Below are 25,386 nucleotides of genomic sequence, written 5' to 3' on the forward strand. Positions count from 1 at the left end.
AAATCTTAAAATGAAAAATATAAAATCTAAAATCCTCGTTTTTCTTGTGCTGTTCAGTCTTTGCACGACAGTTCATGCTCAGATTAATTGGATTAGAACCAAATCGGAGATATCAAAAATAAGTTTCGAGCTCCCAGAGACGCCTTTCATCAGAAATCAAGAACTGAATGGCATTAAGTCCGAAGTCTTCTCGCATCGTGATGCTGCAAATATATATGGTATTGTGGCTTCTGATTTTTCGGGTATTGATGTTGATTTTAATCATACAGATCCCACTGATTTTTACAAGCAAATGAAAGAAGGAAGTTTGCTTAGTAGTGATGCGATTTTGGTCTCAGAGCAAAGTGTGACTTATCAAAGGATGTTAGGAAAAGAAATTATCTATACCATGCTGGTTGGGAAACACGAATTTACCTATTTCAAGCGCTTCTTTTTCAGAGGTCATTTTATCTATCAGATTACCATTGGTGGCCCTACTAGAATGAAACAATTGCTGCTTGACAAAAAACAAATTTTCTTTAAATCTATTCAATTCGAATAGTTCGACTTAGCATTCTTAAAAAAATAGCTTTTCACAATTTGTTTAATCATATCATTCCGTAAATTTGTTTTTTCAAAACCATTATTTTCGAATGATGCTTTTTGAAAACAAAAAAAAATAAACCATTCTATAAATTCATTGAAACGCCGGCTGTTAATAGCTGGGAAGTCAAAATTTTGCACATGAAAGTACTTGTATTAGGATCAGGAGGTAGAGAACATGCCTTTGCATGGAAACTCACTCAAAGCAATAAGCTAGAAAAACTATATGTTGCTCCAGGAAATGCTGGAACTGGAGAAATTGCTGAAAATGTCAACATCAATCCAAACGATTTTGAAAAGGTGAAAACTTTTGTTCTTGATAAAGCAATCGATATGGTTATTGTAGGCCCTGAAGATCCTTTAGTAAATGGAATTCATGACTTTTTCTTAGCTGACGAAAAACTAAAGCAAATTGCTGTTATTGGCCCTGAAAAAGCTGCAGCACAAATGGAAGGCAGTAAGGATTTTGCAAAAGCTTTCATGGCTCGACATAAGATTCCAACTTCGCAATACAGAAGTATTACATCTGATAACCTAGAAGAAGGTTACCAATTTCTTGAAAGCTTAAAAGCTCCTTACGTGCTGAAAGCGGATGGATTGGCTGCTGGGAAAGGTGTTTTGATTATCGATAATCTTGACGAAGCCAAAAATTCACTTAAGGAAATGATTGGTGGCATGTTTGGCTCAGCTAGTGCTACTGTTGTTATCGAAGAATTTTTATCGGGAATAGAACTTTCTGTTTTTGTTTTGACAGATGGTAAAAATTATAAAGTTCTTGCTGAGGCAAAGGATTACAAAAGAATTGGTGAAGGCGACACTGGATTAAATACGGGTGGTATGGGAGCAATTTCTCCTGTTCATTTTGCCAATGAAGAATTCATGAACAAGGTTGAGGAACGCGTTATCAAGCCAACTATTGATGGTTTCCAAAAGGATAAGACTCCATTTGTAGGTTTCGTCTTTATTGGTCTGATGAAAGTTGACAACGATCCTTTCGTAATAGAGTACAATGTGAGAATGGGTGATCCAGAAACCGAGGTTGTTTTACCACGTATCAAGTCAGATTTCCTAGAATTAATGACAGCTGTTGCAGATAAAAAGCTAGACCAATTCGAATTGGAATTAGACGAAAGAACTGTAACAACAGTTATGCTTGTTTCTGGTGGTTATCCAGAAGCTTACCAAAAAGGTAAAAAGATAAGTGGTCTCGATCAGGTTTCTGATAGTCTTGTTTTTCATGCAGGAACAACAAGTAACGACAATGATGTTGTGACTAATGGAGGACGTGTTATTGCTGTCAGTTCTTACGGAGATAATCTTAATGATGCCCTTAAGAAATCATTCAGTAATGCTGAGAAAATCCAATTCGAAGGTAAATATTACAGAAAAGATATTGGATTCGATTTACAATAATCGAATGACTTACAATTGAGTTTGCAAAAAAGTTGAATATTAAAAATTACAATAATGCTGTTAAAAGTTTTAAGAAGACGCTCACCTATTTATTTCATTCTTATTCCTATAATTGCTTTATTATTGTGGCTAAATGCATTTCAGAATCCTGTTATATTAGCAGAATATTCCATGCAAATGCCTCTCTACCAAACGATCCTTTGCATACTCAATTGTAATCCTTTATATCTAAATATATTCGGCTATCTGATTATTCTAATCATATCCTATAGCCTCATCCAACTCAATGAGCAGTTCATATTTATAAAACAACGTACAGACCTGCCCTCTGCTTTGTTTTTGTTACTTGCTTCATGTGCCACACTTGCAAATGGTCTTCATCCAGCCCTTATAAGTGCTCTATTTCTATTACTATCTATCAAAAGTATCTTTAAAATTTATCACGGTAGTCAGAGTATTGCATCTTCATTTAATGCAGGCTTGCTTATATGTTTAGCCAGTTTATTTTACTTGCCTACAAGTCTATTCTTTTTCTGGTTTATTTGGGCTTTGATTATTCTTGGCTCTTTCCGTCTAAGAGAATTCCTAGGAGGTTTACTCGGTTTTATCACACCCATATTTTTTATCTGTTGTTGGTATTTTTGGCAAGGAAATCTAGAGGATTTTCTAGAGCATTCAAAAATGATTTTTACTAGTCATGAACATTTAGAAAGTCTATCAATCGTTCAAATTTTATTCTGGATTTTTCTAGCTCTATTAAGTTTGATATCTATTTTCTTCACCATATGGGGCTTTGAAGAAAAGCGAGTTCGCTCTAGAAAATACCTTATTATTTTAGTTGCCTTATTTGTTACAAGCATCGCATCTGGAATCTTATTTCCTTCCGCTATACTTGCCCAAGTACTAATAGCTGCAGTGCCTCTTTCTTTTATTTTCAGTTACTTTTTCGTCATGAACCGTAATACTAAGATCTCTGAGATTCTATTTGCAATTTTAGTTGTAGGCTGCATCATCTTAGCTATAATGAAATAAAAAAATAGAGCAAACAAATGAATTGCTTGCTCTATTAACTCAATATAACCTCCTTTGAAAAAGACAAACTCAGGAGGCATGAGTCTTTTGTCTATCTCAATCACCAACTCTTACTGGACTATCTGGAAGTATTAATGCCATAACTAAATAGGCTATTAATAAAAATGGATTGAATAAGCAGCAGATTAGAAAAATGGCTCTAACAATCACTGGATCGAGCTCAGGGTTGATATAGTGCGACAAGCCTCCACACACCCCAGCTACTTTTTTATCGCTTGATTTAAATAAACGTTGCATATCTTCAGTTTTAAAGATTTACTAATCGAACTTATAACGAGAAAGTGATTTCAATTCATCTATATGAAAATCACCAAAGAATGAAACTAATGAAGTACGGGTTCCATTACAATGTAAAAGGTGGAATTCACTAAAACGTTTCTTCTTGCCCAAGGCAAAAAAGTAAACATCATCAGAATCATCATCCTTCTCAACATCTTCTAGAACTTGTTTGTATTTACCCGATGTCAGTTCAGAAATAACATGCTTTTTAAACTTAGTTCCTCTACCATCCTCATGCTTGTAACTTAAAAGCTTAATACCATCACAATCACCCGTAATATTCTTTTCTATTTCATCCTCGTCAACATCAAAATCTAAATTATTCAGAAAGTCACCGGAGAAACCGAAGCTATTAAACTCATCATATTTTGAATATTTTTCGTGTAGTTTTTCACCCTTTGTCTGAGCATTTACTAGCACTGGAAAAAGGATTACCATTAATATAATTGCTACTTTTTTCATTTTTCTAATTTTAAAATTAAAATCTAATGACAAGCAACTCTATGCCTTGTCGTATATTAAAATTTACATTCTAGTTTATTAGTGTTATAAATTCAAGTGTTCCTATATACAGAGAATCACAACTTCCTTAACTTTTCGTTTACTTCTTGTTTGATTTTATTTCTAGCATTTTCATAGATATTTTCAACTATAATTTCTTCAGCTTTTTTACTTGAACAGATACCATAAATATTCATTTTTCCTTTTAAATGAAATGAACCAGTATCAGAAATTGATATCGTGTCGTTTCCAACACAAGCATTAGCTGACCATTTATAGTTGTAATCAGAATCAACACCAATCATCTTTATTAAAGGGATATATCTAGTCCAGCTTAAATCTAATTTCTTATCAACACTAACTTGAATACAACTATCCTCTTTTGATGATCCTAAAGCATTACTTTCTAAATCATTAATTATTATATCAATATCATCAACACCAATTTGGTGTATCAAAATAAAATTCTGATCAAATTTCTTACTAGTTTTTACAGGAACTGTATTGAAATTATCTGAAGGAAACCAGGTTTCACAATGTGATTTATATAGAGAAAAATCAGAAGATGTAGCCTCAACAAACACAAGAGTCAAAACAAGCATCAACAATAGTATCTTAGTCGTATTCTTCATTTTATGTATTTTACTTCAATTAGATTTATTTTTTTAATCACGAGCTAAGGTCAATCCTTCTTTTTTCATGATCCACTTCTTCCCACCCATATCTCGGTCATATGTATTCGTTACATTTTTTACATCATCCAAAATTTCATCGACTTTTTCATCGATAAACACGGCCTTACCTTCTGGAACTTTTAAAACGATATGCAGCTTCTGATTTCTCCACTTATCGCCAACTGGCAAGGTGAAATACTCGTCAAGAATTAATAAAGAATCCACCTGTTTCCATGAATATTCGATTTCTTCAGCATTATCGACTGCATCATCGTGAGTTCGCCCTCTTGAATTTTTCTTCATGATAATCTCAAAATTATCAGAACTACTCCTTTCAATATCAAGTGTAGGTTCGCCCAGAACGAGCTTCTCGTCATCCTTCACAATAATTTTCACGCCATCCAAATCGACATTAGCATCGTGCCAATTGAAATCAATGTTTTTCTCTGATCTTAGATAAAGTGTTTTACCATCAAAATTATCTAGAGTTTCAGTATCAGCATAAGTTGTTCCACTGCTTATGTATGATTTAGCTTGAGAAAGCCCAACCGAGATCATAAGAACAATACCTCCTAGCCAAAGAGCTAAACCAGTAAGACCAATTGCCTTATTGTTTGTCTTAAACTTAACTAGTAACTTAATTCCTACAAAAATGAGTAGTATTAAAGGAATCCCAATAACAAGCATCAAACCAAGAGAAAACAATTTGATTCCCATACCTGTAAAGAACATATCAGGCATAAAGGCTCCAGGAAAATGCATACCTGCAAATGGACCAATTACTGTTGTTGTGAAAATCACCGACCCAAGGAAAGTTAGTAGAGAAATGAAACCTGCAATAATTAAGCCTAGGCCTAAAATTATGAGTACAACTTTCAAGAACAGTCGCAGAGCTGATCCAGCAAAATTAACGCCTTTATCAAACCCGTCTCTTACCTGAGGTCCGCGTTTTTCACGCATATCATCAAAATTCTGCTTAACCTCTTGATATTCATCTTTTATCGATTTCTCAATATTTGATATATTCACCCGTTCACCCTTCATCTCAAGTTTCTGAGCTGTCGTGTTAGCTTTAGGTACTACAATCCACAAGATGATGTAAAGAAGGAAAGAGAATCCATAACCGAAAACGAATAGGAGAACAAAAATTAAGCGAATAACAACGACATCGATACCAAAGTAAGCCGATAAGCCACTAGCAACACCACCAAATACACGATGATCTGGATCACGGAACAATCTTCTTTTACGGTAAGATTTTTTAGCTCCAACAACTTCTTCTTCCTCGCTATCTGTCTCAAAAATCTCCTCAGGTTTCCCCATAATTGAGATTACCTCGTCAATCATTGTCTCTGTCACAACCTGATCCTTCGAGCTTAGCTTATCGTTAAATATTTCAGCAATTCGAGATTCAATATCTGCAACAATTTCACGTCCTTCTTCACTCGCACCATAATGAGCATTAATGCTGCGCAGATAAACCTGGAGTTTTTCGTAAGCATCTTCGTCTATATGAAAGATGCTACCACTAATGTTTATTGTGAATGTCTTTTTCATCTTTTTTATTTTAATATTTAAATACTCTTTAGAAATAAATTCTTATACTTCTACTGGTATTAAAAATAATTTCAAATACTCTTTTTTTTTAGTTTGACACTTAAGCTTGAATTGTTGTAACAGCATCTACAAGTTCGTGCCATGAGTTATCTAATTCTCCTAAAAAGCCTCGACCTGTATCGGTAATCCCATAATATTTACGAGGTGGTCCTTGAGTCGATTCTTCCCAGCGATAACTGAGTAATCCGTCGTTTTTAAGGCGAGTTAGTAGAGGATAAAGCGTTCCTTCCACAACTATCATCTTCGCTTCCTTAAGCTTCTTAATAATATCTGAAGCGTACGCGTCATTTTTAGAGACTATGGAAAGAATACAATATTCCAATACTCCTTTTCGCATCTGGGCTTTCGTATTTTCTATCTTCATTTGGAATATATTTTAAATTCTTGTTTGAATTATTACTGGCTTATTTCTAAAATTCTTCTTCCTTATTTTCTTTAAAGAGTTTCTTTTTGATTTTGGGATGATTGAATCATTATAATCCTTCACCTTACTTTTAACATCAAGTGATTTTTTCAAACTATCTGCTTTAATAGCTTCCTCTTCATCTGATGACCAATCAGAATCAAAAAAATGATTAAGGCTAAACCAGTTGTTGAAATTAGATTGTGAATCTGAATTTAATGAAAAGAAGATTGAACTCGTAGGTTGAACCGATTGAGATTTTAAGATCGATGGACTAGCGCAAAAGCCAATCAACATACATACAATCAAGATTCTATTTATTTTCCTTTTCATTTCAGATATAATTTAATACAATACCATCCTAAGCACACTTGCTTGCTATACCAAATATACGAATTAAAAATAGTAATATGCAATACATAGTACCATTTGAAAAATACGACCAGTGCTTTAAAGCCCCATTTTATTGGGGATTCAAAGGTTTATTTTTTTTGAAAAAAAATAAACGAAGATGTAATAAGTGCTTAATTTGATGGCAAATATGATGTTTCAGTATGATAAGAAAGATCGAAACAGGGAAGTGAAAGGCAAAAAAAAGACCTGAGCAATGCTCAGGTCTTTTAAGTCTATATTAAATCAAAATTTACTCAACTTTGATATAAAGTGTCTTTGTAGTTGGGTTATCTGAATTGTCAATAACAGTACATGTCATTGTATATTCATTAGCTGGAGCACCGGCTAAAGTTTCAATTGCGAAGCTAATGCCAAACTCAGACTTATCTAAAACTGCTACGGAGTTAGTCTTCGTGCTATTTAATTTTTCATTAAAATCTTGAACAAAATCATTAACTGATTTTGTTTTTGCTTCAAGATTTGTAAAAGTAATCGATTTCATTTTTTTATTATCGCTTACTTTTCCACTAAAAGTTAATGTCTGACCTGAAGTAATGGTTGTAGGATTTGCTGCATCAGTGCTTGGGCTAGTGAACGTAACAGTTGGTGCAGTTTCATCAGCGTCATCACCACCACCACCACAACTTAACATCCCTAGGGTGAACAATAAAATTAATGCGTAATTTAAAATCTTCATAATTTAATATTTAATTAGTCGGTTAGATTTATTTAAATAGAACATAAAACTACACTATATGTATCATATTAACAAGCTACGATCAAGAAATAATTCTTTTTCCCTTTCTGCACTAATAAATACTTACCTGCAATAAGGTGTTCTTTGGTCACGATCAATTCTGCATTAGGTTCTTTTTCCTTATTTAGACTGATTGCATTTCCTTTAAAAAGACGTCTTAATTCACCTTTCGATGGAAAAACCTCAGCCTTAACAGCTAAGAGCTCTACAATATCAACACCGTTTTCGAATTCTGCTTTATCAACATTGAACTGAGGAACACCTTCGAATACTGAAAGGAAAGTATCTTCATCAAGTTTACGCAATACATCAGCTGTAGCACGACCGAATAAAATTTGAGAAGCTTCAACAGCCATATTGTAATCTGCTTCAGAATGGATCATTACAGTTACTTCCTTAGCAAGGCGTTGTTGCAATTTACGCATATGTGGCGCCTCTTTGTGCTCTTCTACCAAAGCTGCTACTTCCTCGCGCGAAATAAGAGTGAAAATCTTGATATATTTCTCTGCATCTTCATCAGATGTATTCAACCAAAACTGGTAAAATTTATATGGTGATGTGTATTTTGGATCAAGCCAAATATTTCCAGACTCGGTTTTACCAAACTTACCTCCATCAGCTTTTGTAATTAAAGGACAAGTAATTGCCCAAGCTTGACCTCCTTCTTTACGACGAATTAATTCAGTTCCTGTAGTAATATTACCCCACTGATCTGAACCACCCATCTGAAGCTTACAATTCTTTGATTTATATAATTCAAGAAAATCAGTTCCTTGAACCAACTGATATGTAAACTCAGTAAAAGACATTCCTGCTTTAGAATCAGCACTTAAACGCTTCTTTACAGAATCTTTACTCATCATGTAATTCACAGGAATATGCTTTCCAATATCACGAATAAAATCCAGAAATGAAAAATCCTTCATCCAATCGTAATTATTTACCATCTCAGCAGCATTATCAGCAACTGAGTCAAAATCTAAGAAACCTGCAAGTTGATTTCTTAAACAGTCTTGATTATGACGTAATGTAGCCTCATCAAGTAAGTTTCTTTCCTGTGATTTTCCTGATGGATCACCAATCATACCCGTAGCACCACCAACCAAAACGATTGGCTTGTGTCCTGCTACCTGAAAATGCTTAAGCATCATAACACCAACAAGGTGTCCGATATGTAGAGAATCAGCAGTAGGATCGATTCCCACGTATGCCGATGTCAATTCTTTTTCTAATTGTTCTTCAATACCCGGCATCATATCGTGAATCATGCCACGCCACTGTAATTCTTCTATAAAACTCATCTTTATCGTATTTTATACCCCTATAGGATTCTGTTATGCAATAGTTATTTTCGGTTGACAAAGATATACATTTTAGTCTGAATCAGCCTTTGAGCAACTTAGTTTTATATTTTGGACCAATCGACTTATCGAAAACTTAGGATTGAGTCATCAAAATAAAACCAATCAACAAGCCTGTGAAGAAAACTAAATTGTAGAAAAAACTTAATATGACAAACTTGAAGCATGTTTTTATCCAGCCTTGACCGTAATAGGTTTTGAGAGTGAAAAATAGCTGAATGGGTATACTAAAATACAGATACAAAGCGATTTCAGATAACATATCACTTCCAGTCAATAGTAATAACTCACTTAAAATTACAATGATGAAAATAAAGGAGTGGAAATTAAGTGAAATCAATAAATGCTCTAGCAAATATCGTCTTTGTCGGATATAAAGAAAGGCCAAAAACAAAGCAAAAATAGGTAGTATGATCAAAAGCGTTTGCGACAATTTTTTCAATGCTGTATCCATCATTAAAGATGGATTCAGTTTCCACATTTCAAGAAAATCACCAATATGCCCTTCAAATAAATCCAGATCTAAATTATCTCCTTTTTTGACTGTATCTTGAACCACAGGAATTGAATTCTCTGCCTTTATGGTGACAATATCCGTACTATCTGAAGCTGGTATGAAGTCTTTCAACATTTCCTCTAGATCAAATTTCTTTCCTTGATCATCAGTCAGGCTCATCTTTCCAGTGAAATCGCGATCCGGAGTATGATTGTACGAAAGAAGTAAAAAAGCAAAAAATGTAAGAAATAGATACAAACGAAATGGAGGCGTGTATCTAACCCTTCGTCCTCTCATAAATTCTTTTGTCAGATAACCTGGCCTTAGCAATAAAGGACTTATTGTGTGAAACAAGCGATTATCGAATGACAAGGCATCACTCAGTGATTCGAATAATATCGAAAAGAATGGTCGATGAAACCCCTTAGCCGATTGCCCACAATTCTCACAGAACTTTCCATCAATTTCGTATTCACAATTAGGGCACAAACCTTTATAGTGAAATTTCCTTCGAACAGGAAGTTGTGGTATGATTTTTTTAATCATCATACCTCGTTTCTTTAGTTTATCTATTGGCATTCAAGTTTGCTTAGATGGCTTTCTTAATACTTTCAGTACCCGTCTTAATTTTATCCTCGATCTTATCCTTAGTCGATGAGAAATCTGAGTCAAAGAATTCAAATATCGTCCCAGATATAGATGTCATGGGTTCATATAAAAGGCTTTCTTTTTTCTTCTCCTCCGAAATGAAGTTAAACCTATCATTCACATAGTTGATCAAATGAATGACGATACTTAATATTAAAATTCCTTTCAACAATCCAAATGCCAAACCGAAAAGTCGATTTACAAAACCTAATGCAACGGCTTCAACCACCTTATCCATCACCCTCCCAATCAGATTAATTCCAATTACGATAACAATGAAAGTCACAATAAAGGAAATATACTCCATGTATTGTGATTCATATTTAAAGGTATCTTGAATGACTTCCGCTGTAAAATCGGAAAAATGGATGGCTCCATATACGCCTAAAATTAGAGCCACTAATGTTGCTACTTCGTATATAAAACCTTTTGTAAAACCTTTATATATGGCGTAAATCAAAGGGATACCAATAATAATATCGAGTACGTTCATTGAAATGAAGTTGAAATAAATACACGTGATTGTTTAAACAGATCAAATATATAGAAAAAGTAGACATAATGAGCAGACTTTTAAGTCTCAGAAAAAATAGAGAAATGAAATATTTTTAAAATTTCTTTTTGTGACTAAGGTTTCATAATTTTGCGTGATTAAATATTTCTCACAGCTCACAGAGGAGCTATTAACTTAATATTAATATGAATACAGTAGTAAGTGGAATCCGATCAACAGGTAATTTGCACCTGGGGAACTATTTCGGTGCCATAAAGAACTTTGTGCAAATGCAGAATGACAACAATTGCTTTTTCTTTATTGCAGACTGGCATTCCCTAACTACACATCCGACTCCTGCCGATCTTCACAACAATGTAAGAAACGTATTGGCTGAATATCTTGCTTGTGGAATCGATCCTGAAAAGGCTTGCATCTACGTACAGAGCGATGTTCCTGAGATTACAGAATTGTATCTTTTGATGAACATGAATGCTTATTTGGGTGAGTTGGAACGTACGACATCATTTAAAGATAAAGCACGTAAAAATCCTGAAAATGTGAATGCTGGTTTGTTGACTTATCCTGTTTTAATGGCAGCTGATATTCTAATTCATAAAGCAAAACAAGTTCCTGTTGGAAAAGATCAGGAGCAGAATCTTGAGATGGCTCGTAAATTCGCTAAGAGATTTAATAACACTTACGGTGAAGAATTATTCCCTATTCCACAACCATATTCATTCACAGGCGAATTTGTGAAAATCCCTGGTCTTGATGGTTCAGGTAAGATGGGGAAATCAGAAGGAAATGCAATTGGCTTAGTTGAAGATCCTAAAGATATCCGCAAAAAAGTGATGAAAGCCGTTTCAGATAGTGGCCCAACTGAAATGAATCAGGAAAAACCTGAAGCGATTCAGAACTTATTTACTTTGATGGATGTTGTATCTGCAAAAGATACCTACGATTTTTTCAACGAAAAATATAACAATTGTGAAATTCGCTATGGCGATTTGAAAAAACAATTGGCTGAAGATATCATCAACTTTAATGCTCCTATTCGTGAGCAGTTCCTTGAAATCTCAAAAGACGATGAGTACTTAAGAAAAGTTACTCGTTTAGGTGCTGAGCAAGCTCGTGAGAGCGCGGCTAAAACACTTGAAGAAGTTCGCAGACTAATCGGATTCAGAAAATTCTAGATCGATTATAATAGATTATTTTAAGTGCTATCCATTGGATAGCACTTTCTTTTTGCTCAAAATTTAACTAGAGTCTAAAGCCAAAAAAAAACCTCTGATACCATAGGCATCAGAGGTTTTTTATATTTCAATTTTCAATTAATCATTCATCTCTGAGATTGATTGAGAGATATTGATACAGTAATCACCAATCTTCTCACACTCTGAGAAAATATCGTTGTAAATGATACCTGCTTTATATTCATATTTCTTTTCCTTCACATCACTTAAGTGTTGTTGCTTCAGAATCGTACGGTATTCGTCAATTTCCTTTTCAGCTTCGTAAGCTTTCTTAGTCAATACGTCCTGAAAGTCTGTTTCCGTATTATTAAACATCACTACTAAAGCCTCATCAACCAATTCGAACATCTTATTCAAGTTGTCACGAACTTCCTGAGGAAACCAAGCTTTTTGCTCTCTCTTGCGATGCAAAGCCTTCGTAATATTTAGCATAGAATCACCCATACTTTCAATATCGTCAACCATTTTAAAGAAGGCACGAACTCGTTTCGAACTCACAGGACTCAATCGTGTTTCAGAAACCTTAGTCAGGTAATCTGCAATTTGAATCTCCATATCATCATTCTCATCTTCAAGCTTGTCAACCTTATCGTAGAGTTTGCTGAAGTTCTTATCATTGGTTTCGTTAAAAGCCTCTTTCACATAGCTAAACATTTTCTTGGTATGCTTGGCATATAAACTAATCTCCATCTTAGCTTGAAATAAAGAAGCCTCAGGAGTTGACAACATACCTGTTTTAATATGCTGTAACTTGAATTCTTCCTCTTCACTTTCGTTGGTAGGAACCAGTTTGGTAACCACCTTCACAATAAATTTAGCAAACCAAATCATGATCAAAACATTCAATACATTAAAAATGGTATGAAATAAAGATAGTGATACGGGAACAGCTGCTATTGTTTGTTCTGCTAGTGCAGGATTTGTTTCCAGCGGATTACCACCACCTAGCCACATATTAAGCGAAGCAATACCTTCAAGGAAATAAGGTAGAACCATTAGCATCCAAAGTACACCAACGGTATTAAATATCAAGTGAGCTCTTGCTGCTCTCCTAGCAGAAGTATTGGCTACCATTGCTGCAAGATTCGCAGTAATCGTTGTTCCAATATTTTCACCAAGAACCATAGCTGCTGCCATTTCAAAACTAATCCACCCACTATTACACATTACTAATGTAAGTGCCATTGTTGCCGATGAAGATTGAATTAAGATCGTTAATAAGGTTCCAATCCCAGCAAATAATAAGTAAGATCCAAAACCTAAATCAGTATATGAGGTTAAAAAGTTTAATATGGCTGGGTTGTTCTTAATATCAGGCATAGATTCCTTCAGAAACTGAAGACCGATGAATAATAAGGCAAAACCTATAACCAACTCACCCCAGTTCTTTCTTGAACGATTACCCGAGAATAGTAGAGGTAAACTTAAACCAATTAAAGGCAAAGAGATAGCACTCATACTAACTTTAAATCCTAGTAAAGAAATTAGCCAAGCTGTAACAGTGGTACCAATATTAGCACCCATAATTACACCGACTGATTCGACTAAAGTAAGTAAACCTGCATTTACAAAACTTACCACCATTACTGTAGTTGCCGACGATGACTGAATAAGTGCTGTAATTAAAACACCAGTCATAACTCCTTTAACACGATTCGATGTCATTGCTGACAAAATCGATCTCATCTTATCTCCAGCTACTTTTTGTAGAGCTTCACTCATCAATTTCATCCCATAAAGGAATAATCCTAAGGCCCCTATGAGTGTCAGGAAATCACCTAAACCGTAATCCATAATTAGTCTAAATTTAATTGTTTTTCAGTTGATTAATTCTGCTTTTTTAGGCTGGCAAAAATATAGGATATTTAGAGACTACCTAATATTTAAGGACAAAAAACTTAAATGTTAACATTAACTTAACCTTGGCTTGAAACTCTGCTAATTTTAAAAACTAATCTTGTTAGTTTTTCAAACATCAACTATCAAGCTAAGTAAATAACTATCAATTATTTTCATAACTTCAATGCAGAATATGGGTCATGAAAATTTATAAAATCGACGCTTTAGAATAAAAAGTTTCGCTATTAGTCGATAAGCTAGATTAGCTTTTGAAATAATGATATTAAGTCGTAATTTCGCCATTCAAGTGTTTGTTCATTCAAAATGACTAATATTAAGCTGACATCCAGCCATATATACAAACACAAACAATATCAATAGTAAGATTCAAAGATAGTTTTAGATATGTGGAATAGAATTGCGGGAGTTATCCTAAGAAATAGGATATTATTATTGGTACTTATTGGACTAATGACAGTCTTTATGGGCTATAAGGCACAATTTGTAGAAATGTCATATCGCCATGCCGCACTCCTCCCCTCAGACGATATCGCAGCCATTGATTACGAAAACTTCCACAACACTTTCGGACACGAAAGTAACGTCATGTTCTTTGGAATCCAAGACAGTAATTTCTATCAGCTTGATAAATTTAATGATTGGATTACTCTGGGTAATGATCTAAAGAAGTTAGATGGAATTGATGCAGTTGTATCCATTGCACACACATACAACATCACCAAGAATAAGGAAAAGAAAAGATTTGAATTTGAATCTATTTTCCCTGAAAAACTTAATTCTCAAAAAGAACTTGATAGTATTGCTGCCATTGCAGAATCACTCCCTTTTTATAAAGGTAGTTTGGTTAATCATGATACGGATACCTATCTAATGGCCATTACTGTAAATGGAAAAGTGATTAATTCCAAGGCAAGAGAACCAATGATTAAAAAGGTTCACGAAATGTCTGAAGCATTTGTACAGAAACACAATCTTCAGATGCATTATTCGGGTTTACCATACATTCGCGTTAAAGTTGCTCAAATGATTAAGAAAGAGATGAATATGTTCATTCTCTTATCATTATTAGTCACAGCCATCATCCTATTTATGTTTTTCCGCTCCTTCAAAGTGGTCTTCTTTTGTATGCTGGTTGTAGGACTAAGTGTTATTTGGGCAGTAGGCTCCATGGTTCTTTTTGAATACAAGATTACTCTATTAACAGCTATGCTACCGCCTCTTTTGGTAGTGATTGGAATACCCAATTCTGTATTTCTTATCAATAAATACCATGGCGAGTACATTCTACACCGTAATAAGATTAAAGCCCTACAACGTGTCGTATCAAAAATTGGTAATGCAACCTTCTTAACCAACTTAACAACCGCGTCGGGATTTGCGACTTTTATTATTACTTCAAGTCAGATTCTTAAAGAGTTTGGAGTCGTTGCAGCCTTAAACATTATGGTGGTTTTCTTTTTATCACTGGTTTTAATCCCCATCATTTTCAGCTTTATAGCTCCTCCTGATAATAAAGCGACCCAACATTTAGAGAATAAATTTGTCAACAAATTTGTCAAAGCTCTCGAAAAAATCGTCTTAAATAATCGTAAAGCTGTTTATATAATAACGGGTTCTCTAATGATTATTGGTGTCATTGGAATCAGTAAAATTAAGAGTACAGGGTATATGGTAGACGATCTTCCACATCACAATGTCATTTATCAAGATTTAAAATTCTTCGAAAAAAATCTTGATGGGATTATGCCACTTGAGATTGTGGTTGAGACCAAAAAGAAAGGTGGAGCCTTAAAATTATCCACACTCAAACGTATCGAAAAATTAAACGATTCGCTTAAACAATACCCTGATGTTTCTGCCTCACTATCCTTAGTTGAAGGCGCTAAATTTGCTCATCAAGCGTACTATAATGGGAAAGAGAAATATTATAAGATGCCGAGTAGTAATGTGAAGAATATCCTTTTATCCTACCTATCAAAAGCAGAGGTTAAAGGGGAAGTGAGCATCTTTGATTCCTTTATGGATTCGACCCAAACTAAAACACGAATGAGTTTTAGAATTAAGGATATTGGAACGACCCGAATGGAAGAGATGGAGCAAATTGTTCTTGGTCATGTTGATGAAATATTCCCTAAGGATAAATATAAGGTGACAGTGACAGGTTCCAGTATTATCTTTTTTAAAGGGACCCAATACCTAATTAAAAACCTGTTTTTAAGTTTGGCTTTAGCTGTTCTCCTTATCGCCAGTTTTATGGCCTGGATGTTCTCATCCAAAAGAATGGTTCTTGTGGCTCTGATACCTAATCTAATTCCTTTAGTCATAACCGCAGCATTAATGGGGTATTTTGATATTCCTATTAAGGCATCAACCATATTAGTCTTTAGTATTGCCTTCGGAATCTCAGTAGACGATACCATTCATTATCTGGCTAAGTACCGACAAGAGTTGAAAATAACAAAATGGAGTATTCGATCATCTGTCATATTAGCTCTTCGTGAAACAGGACAAAGTATGATGTACACATCTATTATTCTTTTCTTCGGTTTTGGGATTTTTGCTTTATCTGATTTTGGAGGAACAGTTTCTCTAGGCGTGTTAGTTTCGGTTACACTTCTATCAGCAATGTTATCGAATCTTATTCTACTGCCTTCATTATTATTAACTCTTGAGAGGTTAATTACAAACCAATCCTTTAAAGAACCCCTACTTCAAATCTACAATGAAGAGGAAGATATTGATTTGGATGCTTTAAGAATAGCTGGCTCTGAAATCAAAGAAGAAGTAAAAGATGAAAGCGTCATTAAATAAAATTTGACATGAAATAAAAGAAACCCGATAGTATTACTATCGGGTTTCTTGTTTTTATGAGTTTTGCAAATCATGACAAGTCAAGTACATGACAAATATCATACTCCTTATTTAAAATCTTTCTTAATTTAAACAGATTAAATAAGGATAATATTTCGAAACCAAAAAACTCAAAATATCATGACAGATTTTGGAATAAAAGAAAGTCTAAAACGTTTAGGCATCTCAAAAATCAATTCTGGTGTAACAACAGGAACTCAGTGGTTCGATTGTAAAGGAAAAACAACAAGTTCATATTCTCCAATCGATAATACGGAGATAGCTAAAGTTGTAAATGCCGATATCAACGATTACGAAAAAGTATTGAATACAGCTCAGGATGCCTTTAAAGTTTGGCGTAAAGTTCCAGCTCCTGCTCGAGGAGAAGTGGTTAGACAAATTGGAAATGCCCTTCGTGAAAATAAAGAAGATCTGGGCAAATTAGTCAGCTTAGAGATGGGTAAAATCTACCAAGAAGGTCTAGGCGAAGTTCAAGAGATGATTGATATTTGTGATTTTGCTGTCGGTCTTTCACGTCAACTTTATGGTTTCACCATGCATTCAGAGCGTCCAGATCATAAAATGATGGATCAATACCACCCACTTGGTGTTGTTGGTGTTATCTCTGCATTTAATTTTCCGGTAGCCGTTTGGGCATGGAATGCTATGATTGCAGCTGTTTGTGGTGATGTCGTTATTTGGAAACCAAGTTCAAAAGTGCCTCTTTGTGCACTGGCTTGCCAGAATATTATCCAAAAAGTATTAAAAGATAACGATGTTCCTGAAGGCGTATTCAACCTTGTGGTTGCTAAGTCATCAGTAATGGGTGACAATTTTATAGAAGACAAACGTGTTCCTCTTATCTCGGTTACAGGATCAACCGCAATTGGAAAACGTGTTGCTGAAAAGGTTGGAGCTCGCTTAGGAAGAACTATTGCTGAGTTAGGTGGAAACAACGCTATTATTGTTGCTCCTACAGCGGATTTAGATATAGCTATTCCAGGGATTGTATTCGGATCGGTTGGTACAGCTGGTCAGCGATGCACCTCTACTCGTCGATTGATTATTCATGAAGACATTTACGATGATGTTAAGAATCGTCTATTGAAAGCTTATGCTCAGGTTGAGAAAAAAATTGGGAATCCTCTTGATCCTGCGACTCTAGTTGGTCCCGTTATCGATAAAGATGCCGTTGAAGTTTATGAAACGGCTATCGCAGAAGTCAAAAAAGCAGGTGGTAAAATCGTCTTTGGAGATAAAGTTCTGGAAGGCAATTATGTTTTACCTACTTTCTGTGAAGTTGAAAACCACTGGCAAATTGTTCAGGATGAATCTTTCGTGCCTGTTCTCTATATCATGAAATACAAAACCCTTGATGAAGCTATTGACATGCATAATAATGTTCCTCAAGGTTTATCATCGTCTATCTTTACAATGAATATGAGAGAAGCGCAAACCTTCCTTTCAACCGTGGGTAGCGATTGTGGAATTGCCAACGTAAATATTGGAACCTCGGGTGCTGAAATTGGAGGAGCCTTTGGTGGTGAGAAAGAAACGGGTGGCGGACGAGAATCAGGTTCTGACTCTTGGAAGACTTATATGCGACGACAAACAAATACGATTAATTATGGAACTGATTTGCCTTTAGCCCAAGGTATCAAGTTCGATCTTTAAAACGATTCACTAATAATAAAGCTCCTATCTTAAAAAAGATAGGAGCTTTTCATTTTGTGATATATGTAATGCTAATTAGCTAATTCTTTATAACCGAATAAAGCATCTTTTCTTAGCTCATTCTTTTGCTCTGGGTTTAATCCTTTTTGCCCTTTAAAAGCTACTCTTTCCCATGATCCATACATCGGGTTCGGCAAAATAATAAAACGCTTACCAAAATCAGCCTTATGAGCATCTACAGTTTCGAAGCCAAAATTCTGATTTCTATCTTCGAAGAGTTCATCAAAATCTCCAATATTATCGCCTGCCAATATTAGAATCTCATGTGTCTCTGAAATTTTATTTCGACGAACTGTTTTAACACTGGTATCTGTTTTTAATAGAATATGAGCCTCATCAGCAAAAGGAAAACCTAAGGCTTTAAGGTTTTGAAGTGTTACCGCTGTTTCACTCACCGATCTATTCGAAATGTAAAAAGTTTCAACCCCTTTTGTCTCAGCAAATTTTAAAAACTCTAAAGACCCAGGTGTAGCGCGTGCAGCTGCTTTCCCTGTCCATTCATGCCAAAGTTTCTTTGAATATGATTTACCTGTTCTAACCGAATAAGCTTCGAATGGACTATTATCAAGAACTGTTTCATCAATATCAACAACAACTGCCTTAGGTTTGTCATTTTTAGAATCAGCCAAATTTGCTACTAACGAGTGTTTAGCGAAATTAAACGCCTGATAATACAATGCTCGACATTCTGAAGCTCTTTGATACCAAAGAGTCGACATCGTTAAATAATCATTTTGCTTATCTACATCTGTCTTTACTGGTGTGTTTGAATTGGTACAAGCACCTAGAACTAATGCGAAAACAAGGAAGGTATAAATTTGCTTCTTCATATCAATTGAAATTTTATGTTTAAATTGGGATGAATTTACAAAATGGTAGTATAGCACGAAGATAAAAACAAAAAGAAATCAAAACTGAAGCCCTAGAATTAATTTCAGAATTTTATTTTGAAGCCTGTAACTTTTTAAAAAGCTATACGTCTTAGAGAAGAATACCTATGAAACTAGAAGAATACAATATTAGCGTCGATCAACACTCAGATGGAGTCTTTCGTTTTATCCTAAAAAATATCAAGGATGAGGATAAGGCGCGTGATATTGTACAAGATAGTTTCGAAAAACTTTGGCGTAATGTTGATAATATCAACTTTCTAAAAGTAAAATCGTATTTATACACGACAGCTTATAGAACAATGATAGATTTAATTAGGCGAGAAAAACGAAAAGAAGATTTTGATCAGGTGGATGTCAGTGCCTATTCACACTCGCAACATTATACTGATTTGAAAGAAATTCTTGATCAGGCATTAGAAAGGTTATCCGATATTCAACGATCAGTCGTTTTACTTCGAGATTATGAGGGCTACAACTATCAGGAAATTGCTGATATAACTGAGCTCAGTGAATCACAGGTTAAGGTTTATATTTATAGAGCCCGAAAAAAGATGAAAGAGTATATTGGTCATATGGAAAGTGTCATTTAAACAGGATTAAGGCTCATACAATAGAAGACAAAAAGTAAATCATGAAACTCATTACACGAAACAACTACGAAGAATTCTTCCTCGATTACATCGAAGGAGAAATCAATGCCCAAGATAAGGTGGCATTGGAGTCGTTTCTTGCTCAAAACCCTGATCTAAAAAGGGAATTGGACGAAATGATGGGCATGGATATAAAATATGAAGCCGAAACTATTTCTGAAGATAAATCCTTACTAAAGGATATTCCTTTTAAAGAAAATTTCGATGACTTCTGTATTGCTCAACTTGAAGGTGATATCGATTCGTATGAGAATAAGGCTTTTGATGAATTTATCCAGTCAAATCCAGATAAAGCGAAAGATCTTGCACTTTATCACAAAACAAAACTTGAAGCTGATCTTTCCATTGTATTTAAGAACAAGAAAAATCTTAAAAAGAGAAACAAAGCTATTATCATCAGGCAATTTGTTTTTACCACTCTTGCGACTGCAGCCTCTATTGCTATTCTATTTAGTGTTTGGACAAGTGAACTTGAAAATAATTCGACTGACTTAAAAAACGAGAAGGTTTCTCAAAATACGAGCATACAAATTGCTACTCCAGATTCAGTTAAAACTCTTATTCCAAAAGGAATTATCACTGTGAAAAGTGTAGAAAAAAATATAAAACCAGAAAAAACTAATAAAACTTCAAAACCAAAAGCCAAACTTAATATCCAGAATAAAAGGATTATAAAAATTGATGTTCTTCCTATCAGAACTGATGTTTCTACCAAAGAGTCTATTGATAAAATTGAAGTGAAACAACTACTTGCTGAAAGTAAAACACGTGCTATCAAGAGTGTCGATTTGCCAGAAGTAAAGGTTGAGATCATCGAAAAAAGGATCTCCTCTGAAGTTCAAAATAATGGACTGGCTATACTTGGTCTTTCATGGAAAGCGAGTAAGGGAGATGATGAAGTCAAAGAAAAATCGACACTGCTTAAAATTGCCAGCTATGGCGTCAACCAAATTGGAAAACTCGCAGGAAAAAAGATCAATCTTGAGAAAAAATACGATCCTAAAACGGATAAAACAAGAGTTGCATTTAACACATTAGGTCTTGGTTTTTCTACCCCTGTGAAGTAATTTTCACATAACATCATTTTCCCTGTAACAAATCTGATACTTCTTCGTCTTATTATTGATTTTAAACATTATCTAAGTATAAATTAAGATCTGATCAGATTACAATCAAATAATTAAGACATACATCTATTGATTAGAAAGAGTCACTTTTAGATTCTCTTTTAATGAACGACTGAAATTTTAATAATATGAAACGATACCTACTATTTACACTAGCACTTATTCTGACCATTGGGAGTCAGGCGCAAGTTGCAACAGATACTTTAAAATCTGATAGTCTTAAAAAGAAGAAAATTATAATTCAGGATAATTGGTCTAAGAAGAAGACAGTTAAGAAAAAGAATGTCTATTCTGATACTACAGAGGTGAAAGTATTAAATAAAGATTTTCTAAAAGTTGTAGAAAATTCGAAAGGTACTAAGGTTTCAGTACGAAACTTCGCAAATTTCGAAGATGATTCTGATACAACTAAAATCAGAATTGGTCGTAAGCAAATTAATATCATCGATGGATGGCATGGTACTCGCATCAGAATTGAGAAAGTACGCCAATGGGATGACGAAACAAAAACATACAAGAAACCAAGATTTAGAGGTCACTGGTCTGGATTTGAAATGGGAATAAATGCTTTTGCTAACTCCGATTATTCAAATTATCCAGTAGAAAACAATGATTTTATGGATTTGAATCTAGCAAAATCTATAGCAGTGAATCTAAATTTCCTGCAGTACGATATCAGCTTGCAAAAGACTAAAACCAATATTGGCCTGGTTACTGGTATGGGATTTGAGTGGAACAATTACCGTTTCGATCAAAACATCACCTTGACTGAAGTTGATGGCATGATTTATCCAGATCCAATTAACCCAGATTGGAGTGTGAAAAAATCTAAATTAACTTCACTTTATCTGACAGTTCCACTATTAATAGAATTCCAAATTCCAGTGAAAAACGATCACAAAGTACATATGTCTGCCGGTTTTGTTGGAGGTCTACGTTTGGGCACTCACACCAAGATTAAGTACAAGAGGAAAGGTAATTTCCATAAGGATAAAGATAGAGACGATTACAACCTGCAAGCTTTCCGTTATAGCGCACATGTTCGCTTAGGATATAGAGCAATCAATCTATTTGCAAGCTACGGTATGACTGATTTATTTAGAAAAAATAAAGGGCCAGAATTAACACCATACACCATTGGTTTAACCTTAGTTCGTTTTTAAATAAAAATCCCTTTAACTTTAAAAGAGTACTATGCATATTGCGTAGTACTCTTTCTTTTTTGTTAATTATCATATTATACTGATGAACATCAAAAAATATCAGATTAATATTATATATTGCAATTTAACTTTTAGTTCTTGACTTTACGATAAATACAGCATTCTTGCTATATCATCAAGGTATAAAACTGATTGAACTAATATAAAAGATGCATTCATATTTGTGAAAAAGATTACCTCCATACTCATTATCCTCTGTCTTTCTTTTAAGATAAGCATCGCCATTTCAGGACCTCAATCAAAAATTGACAGCCTAGAAAATCTAGTTAAAAATAGCTCAGGGCGTGACAAGTTAGAAAATTTCCTAGAATTAAGTCGTGCTAATTGGGAGCTTGATCCTCCACGTGCCATTCAACTAACCAATGAAGCTCTTGCTTTGGCTAAAAACCTCGACTACAACGAACAGGTTGCAAAAGCTATGTATTATCTGGGCCGTGCCTATCACATCAATAATCAATATGATCAATCCTTAAAATTTCTTCTCGATGCTAAACGATTTTCCGAACAATATAAATTCTTAGAGATAAATGCAGAAATTGCTCTACAATTAGGAATCGTCTATCATCAACTGGGTAATTATAAAAATTCTAATATATTCTGTCAAGAGGCACATTCTACGTTCCATATTTTAAAAAACAAAAAAGGTTTAGCCAGATGTACAAGTCTTAAAGGTTTGAATTACAAATCTAAAAACATGGACACTTACGCTTTAGATTATCTAAATAGAGGTTTAGAATCTGCGAAAGAACTAAATGATGATGAACTTATTTGTGATGCGCTTAATAACCTAGGAACTTTTTATACTGAGAAGGGGAATATTTTGGATGCGATTAGAGTATACAAAGAAGCTGTTAGTTATCATCGAGATAATAGCTTAAACTATAATGTTGGTTTATTCGAATTAAACCTTGGGGTTTTATACTTAAAGCATGACGAGAACGATAAGGCTCTTTCACATTTAAATATGGGCTATGCCATAGCTAAGAAATTAAAGTCGCACCGTCTCTATAGTTATTATTACGATTTTCTATCTCAATATTACACGAAACAAAAATCATATTCAGAGGCATTAAGCACTTATCAAAAAGCACAAGCCTATAAAGATTCGATTATTAGAGATCAGCAAACTAATAAAATCACCGATCTTGAAGTTCAACAAGCAACACGAAATAAAGACATCGAGAATCAGCGTCTTGTAGAAGACAATCAAGCCAAAGACATCAAAATATTCCGTCAGTACACCATTGGACTATCTCTTTTACTTGCTCTAATTGTCAGTTTTTTTGTGCTTTTCATTCGAATAAGAAACAATCGCAAACAAAGCGAAATTCTACAGCTTGAGAAAAACATGGCCGATCAGCATGCTGATGAAATGTTCGAGAAGAAAGAAGCTTTACAAAAAAGTGAAGATGCTCTTAAAATGGCTAACGAAACAAAAGATAAGATGTTCTCCTTGATTGCTCACGACTTGAGAGGGTCTGTTGGCAATATCAGTAATGGCCTCAGAATGTTGTTAACTGAAGAAGACTTAGTTCTTTCTGAAGAAGAAAAAAAGGAATTTTTAGGCTCTTTATTCCATTCAGCCGATAATTCTTATGAACTTTTAGAAAATTTATTGGCTTGGGCTAGAAACCAAAGTCATTCAATTGCTCCAAGCCTAGAGATGGTCGATCTCGAATCCATCATTCTGTCAAACTTAGAGTTACTCTCGGAATTAGGAAGAATAAAATCCATTAAGATCTTTACATCAACTGACAATAAAATTGATATTTTCTGTGATAGGAATATGGTACATACCGTACTTCGAAACTTCATTTCAAATGCCATCAAATTCACCAATAAAAGTGGAATTATCGAGATACGTACTGAAGTAAAAGAACATTTTGTAAGTGTGTCAGTTATAGATAATGGTGTTGGTATGCGAAAAGATCAAATTCAGAATATCCACAAAGGCTTCACAACTGATGGAACTGCAAACGAAAAAGGTACTGGAATAGGCTTAGCACTATGCCGCGATTTCCTTTCTAAAAATAACGGTTGGTTTAACGTTCAAAGTGAAGTTGATAAAGGAAGCACCTTCATATTTACAGTTCCTCGCCGTCCTTTGAGTAAGCGAAAATTTTCAGAATTAGTCAAAAAAGAGACCAGCTTTTCCCTACTAAATATTTAAATTTAGATTTTCGAAACTTATTCTAATTCATTTCATAGAGATTTTGAAACTTTATCAAAGTATTCAAATTACTATACGAATTAGATATGTCTGTTTCTTGTTCACAGAAATACTTAAACTAAATTTTAAAATAATGAGACTATTATTAATTAGTAACTCAACTAATCCAGGTGAAGAATATTTAGATTACCCAAAAAATAATATCAAAGATTTTTTAGGTGAAAAACCAATAAAAGCTCTATTCATTCCTTATGCTGGTGTGACTGTTTCTTTCGATGATTACGAAGCCAAAGTGAAACATCGTTTCAACGAAGTGGGACATGATATTGTTTCAATCCATCATTTCGAGGATCCTATTAAAGCCGTTGAAGAAGCAGAAGCGATTGTTGTTGGTGGAGGAAGCACCTGGAACCTATTACACATGGTTCATAAATTCAACTTAACTGATGCTATTCGTAATAAGGTACTTAATGATGAGACACCTTATATTGGATGGAGTGCAGGCTCAAACTTGACATGTCCAACTATTAAGACAACCAACGATATGCCTATTATCGATCCACTAGGGTTCGAAGCTCTCAACTTAATTCCATTTCAAATCAACCCGCATTACTTAGATAAAAATCCAGAAGGTCACGGTGGCGAAACTCGTGAAGATAGAATCAATGAATTCTTAGTTGTCAATCCTGATATGTATGTTGCTGGTTTACGCGAAGCAACCATGTTTTTGGTTGAAGATGGCAAAATCAGCTTAGTTGGAAATCGCGAATGTCGTATTTTCAAAAATGGTGTTGAACCTTACGAATTAAAAACCTCTGACGATTTCAATTTCTTGATGAAATAGATTAAATACACTTATATCCTAAGCGACTTTCTCATTAAGGAAGTCGCTTTTTCTATTTAAAGCTAGATGA

Annotated in this window: 23 protein-coding genes; 11 read left to right on the forward strand and 12 right to left on the reverse strand. The window is 34.5% G+C overall.

The window, feature by feature from the left end:
- Window positions 1-10: 10 nt before the first annotated feature.
- The 3 genes from ACXR6G_RS04090 to ACXR6G_RS04100 all read left to right on the forward strand — a co-directional run bounded on the left by ACXR6G_RS04090 (window position 11) and on the right by ACXR6G_RS04100 (window position 3,027).
- Window positions 11-541, forward strand: coding sequence for a hypothetical protein (locus ACXR6G_RS04090; protein ID WP_458360125.1), 531 nt, complete (start codon window positions 11-13; stop codon window positions 539-541).
- Between the two features lie 182 nt (window positions 542-723).
- Window positions 724-1,995 (forward strand): phosphoribosylamine--glycine ligase, encoded by a 1,272-nt coding sequence (purD, locus tag ACXR6G_RS04095; RefSeq protein ID WP_458360126.1) that lies wholly within the window; start codon window positions 724-726, stop codon window positions 1,993-1,995.
- A gap of 54 nt (window positions 1,996-2,049) precedes the next feature.
- Window positions 2,050-3,027, forward strand: coding sequence for a hypothetical protein (locus tag ACXR6G_RS04100; protein ID WP_458360127.1), 978 nt, complete (start codon window positions 2,050-2,052; stop codon window positions 3,025-3,027).
- 96 nt (window positions 3,028-3,123) lie between these two features.
- On the opposite strand, the gene ACXR6G_RS04105 is transcribed toward ACXR6G_RS04100, so the two are convergent.
- From ACXR6G_RS04105 to ACXR6G_RS04150, 10 genes are all read right to left on the reverse strand, one after another.
- Window positions 3,124-3,324, reverse strand: coding sequence for a PspC domain-containing protein (locus ACXR6G_RS04105; protein WP_458360128.1), 201 nt, complete (start codon window positions 3,322-3,324; stop codon window positions 3,124-3,126).
- A 21-nt stretch (window positions 3,325-3,345) separates the two neighbouring features.
- Window positions 3,346-3,828, reverse strand: a complete 483-nt coding sequence (locus tag ACXR6G_RS04110) for a DUF4252 domain-containing protein (RefSeq protein WP_458360129.1) — start codon at window positions 3,826-3,828, stop codon at window positions 3,346-3,348.
- Window positions 3,829-3,944: 116 nt separating this feature from the next.
- Window positions 3,945-4,499 (reverse strand): hypothetical protein, encoded by a 555-nt coding sequence (locus ACXR6G_RS04115; RefSeq protein WP_458360130.1) that lies wholly within the window; start codon window positions 4,497-4,499, stop codon window positions 3,945-3,947.
- Between the two features lie 33 nt (window positions 4,500-4,532).
- On the reverse strand, window positions 4,533-6,098 hold the full coding sequence (locus ACXR6G_RS04120; protein WP_458360131.1) for a PspC domain-containing protein: 1,566 nt from the start codon (window positions 6,096-6,098) through the stop codon (window positions 4,533-4,535).
- 100 nt (window positions 6,099-6,198) lie between these two features.
- Window positions 6,199-6,522, reverse strand: coding sequence for a PadR family transcriptional regulator (locus ACXR6G_RS04125; RefSeq protein ID WP_458360132.1), 324 nt, complete (start codon window positions 6,520-6,522; stop codon window positions 6,199-6,201).
- A 12-nt stretch (window positions 6,523-6,534) separates the two neighbouring features.
- Window positions 6,535-6,894, reverse strand: a complete 360-nt coding sequence (locus ACXR6G_RS04130; protein WP_458360133.1) for a hypothetical protein — start codon at window positions 6,892-6,894, stop codon at window positions 6,535-6,537.
- 310 nt (window positions 6,895-7,204) lie between these two features.
- Window positions 7,205-7,651, reverse strand: coding sequence for a hypothetical protein (locus ACXR6G_RS04135; RefSeq protein WP_458360134.1), 447 nt, complete (start codon window positions 7,649-7,651; stop codon window positions 7,205-7,207).
- 68 nt (window positions 7,652-7,719) lie between these two features.
- On the reverse strand, window positions 7,720-9,012 hold the full coding sequence (gene tyrS / locus ACXR6G_RS04140; RefSeq protein ID WP_458360135.1) for a tyrosine--tRNA ligase: 1,293 nt from the start codon (window positions 9,010-9,012) through the stop codon (window positions 7,720-7,722).
- A 136-nt stretch (window positions 9,013-9,148) separates the two neighbouring features.
- On the reverse strand, window positions 9,149-10,147 hold the full coding sequence (locus ACXR6G_RS04145) for a DUF3667 domain-containing protein (RefSeq protein ID WP_458360136.1): 999 nt from the start codon (window positions 10,145-10,147) through the stop codon (window positions 9,149-9,151).
- A gap of 10 nt (window positions 10,148-10,157) precedes the next feature.
- A complete protein-coding gene (locus ACXR6G_RS04150) occupies window positions 10,158-10,709 on the reverse strand; it encodes a CvpA family protein (RefSeq protein ID WP_458360137.1) in 552 nt (183 codons plus the stop codon).
- A gap of 206 nt (window positions 10,710-10,915) precedes the next feature.
- On the opposite strand from ACXR6G_RS04150, the gene trpS reads away from it, so the two are divergent.
- A complete protein-coding gene (gene trpS, locus ACXR6G_RS04155; protein ID WP_458360138.1) occupies window positions 10,916-11,905 on the forward strand; it encodes a tryptophan--tRNA ligase in 990 nt (329 codons plus the stop codon).
- 138 nt (window positions 11,906-12,043) lie between these two features.
- Here the strand turns inward: trpS and ACXR6G_RS04160 are convergent, their stop codons facing one another.
- Window positions 12,044-13,759 (reverse strand): Na/Pi cotransporter family protein, encoded by a 1,716-nt coding sequence (locus ACXR6G_RS04160; protein WP_458360139.1) that lies wholly within the window; start codon window positions 13,757-13,759, stop codon window positions 12,044-12,046.
- Window positions 13,760-14,209: 450 nt separating this feature from the next.
- Here ACXR6G_RS04160 and ACXR6G_RS04165 point away from each other — a divergent pair, with 450 nt between their 5' ends.
- Both ACXR6G_RS04165 and amaB read left to right on the forward strand, forming a co-directional pair.
- A complete protein-coding gene (locus ACXR6G_RS04165) occupies window positions 14,210-16,636 on the forward strand; it encodes an efflux RND transporter permease subunit (protein WP_458360140.1) in 2,427 nt (808 codons plus the stop codon).
- A 180-nt stretch (window positions 16,637-16,816) separates the two neighbouring features.
- Window positions 16,817-18,349: an L-piperidine-6-carboxylate dehydrogenase gene (gene amaB / locus ACXR6G_RS04170; RefSeq protein WP_458360141.1), complete on the forward strand. Its 1,533-nt coding sequence runs from the start codon at window positions 16,817-16,819 to the stop codon at window positions 18,347-18,349.
- Window positions 18,350-18,420: 71 nt separating this feature from the next.
- On the opposite strand, the gene ACXR6G_RS04175 is transcribed toward amaB, so the two are convergent.
- Window positions 18,421-19,239 carry a 5'-nucleotidase, lipoprotein e(P4) family gene (locus ACXR6G_RS04175; protein WP_458360142.1) on the reverse strand — a complete coding sequence of 273 codons (819 nt, stop codon included), beginning with the start codon at window positions 19,237-19,239 and terminating at the stop codon, window positions 18,421-18,423.
- A gap of 167 nt (window positions 19,240-19,406) precedes the next feature.
- Between ACXR6G_RS04175 and ACXR6G_RS04180 the strand changes: the two genes are divergently transcribed.
- The 5 genes from ACXR6G_RS04180 (at window position 19,407) to pepE (ending at window position 25,316) form a co-directional block, all read left to right on the forward strand.
- On the forward strand, window positions 19,407-19,892 hold the full coding sequence (locus tag ACXR6G_RS04180; protein WP_458360143.1) for an RNA polymerase sigma factor: 486 nt from the start codon (window positions 19,407-19,409) through the stop codon (window positions 19,890-19,892).
- A gap of 41 nt (window positions 19,893-19,933) precedes the next feature.
- Window positions 19,934-21,019 (forward strand): anti-sigma factor family protein, encoded by a 1,086-nt coding sequence (locus ACXR6G_RS04185; protein WP_458360144.1) that lies wholly within the window; start codon window positions 19,934-19,936, stop codon window positions 21,017-21,019.
- A 188-nt stretch (window positions 21,020-21,207) separates the two neighbouring features.
- On the forward strand, window positions 21,208-22,242 hold the full coding sequence (locus tag ACXR6G_RS04190; protein WP_458360145.1) for an outer membrane beta-barrel protein: 1,035 nt from the start codon (window positions 21,208-21,210) through the stop codon (window positions 22,240-22,242).
- 223 nt (window positions 22,243-22,465) lie between these two features.
- Window positions 22,466-24,472, forward strand: a complete 2,007-nt coding sequence (locus tag ACXR6G_RS04195) for a tetratricopeptide repeat-containing sensor histidine kinase (protein WP_458360146.1) — start codon at window positions 22,466-22,468, stop codon at window positions 24,470-24,472.
- Between the two features lie 133 nt (window positions 24,473-24,605).
- The gene (gene pepE, locus ACXR6G_RS04200; protein WP_458360147.1) at window positions 24,606-25,316 is read left to right on the forward strand and encodes a dipeptidase PepE; all 711 of its coding nucleotides are present in this window, start codon (window positions 24,606-24,608) and stop codon (window positions 25,314-25,316) included.
- Window positions 25,317-25,386: the final 70 nt, after the last annotated feature.

It is taken from the genome of Ancylomarina sp. YFZ004 (genome assembly GCF_054254355.1).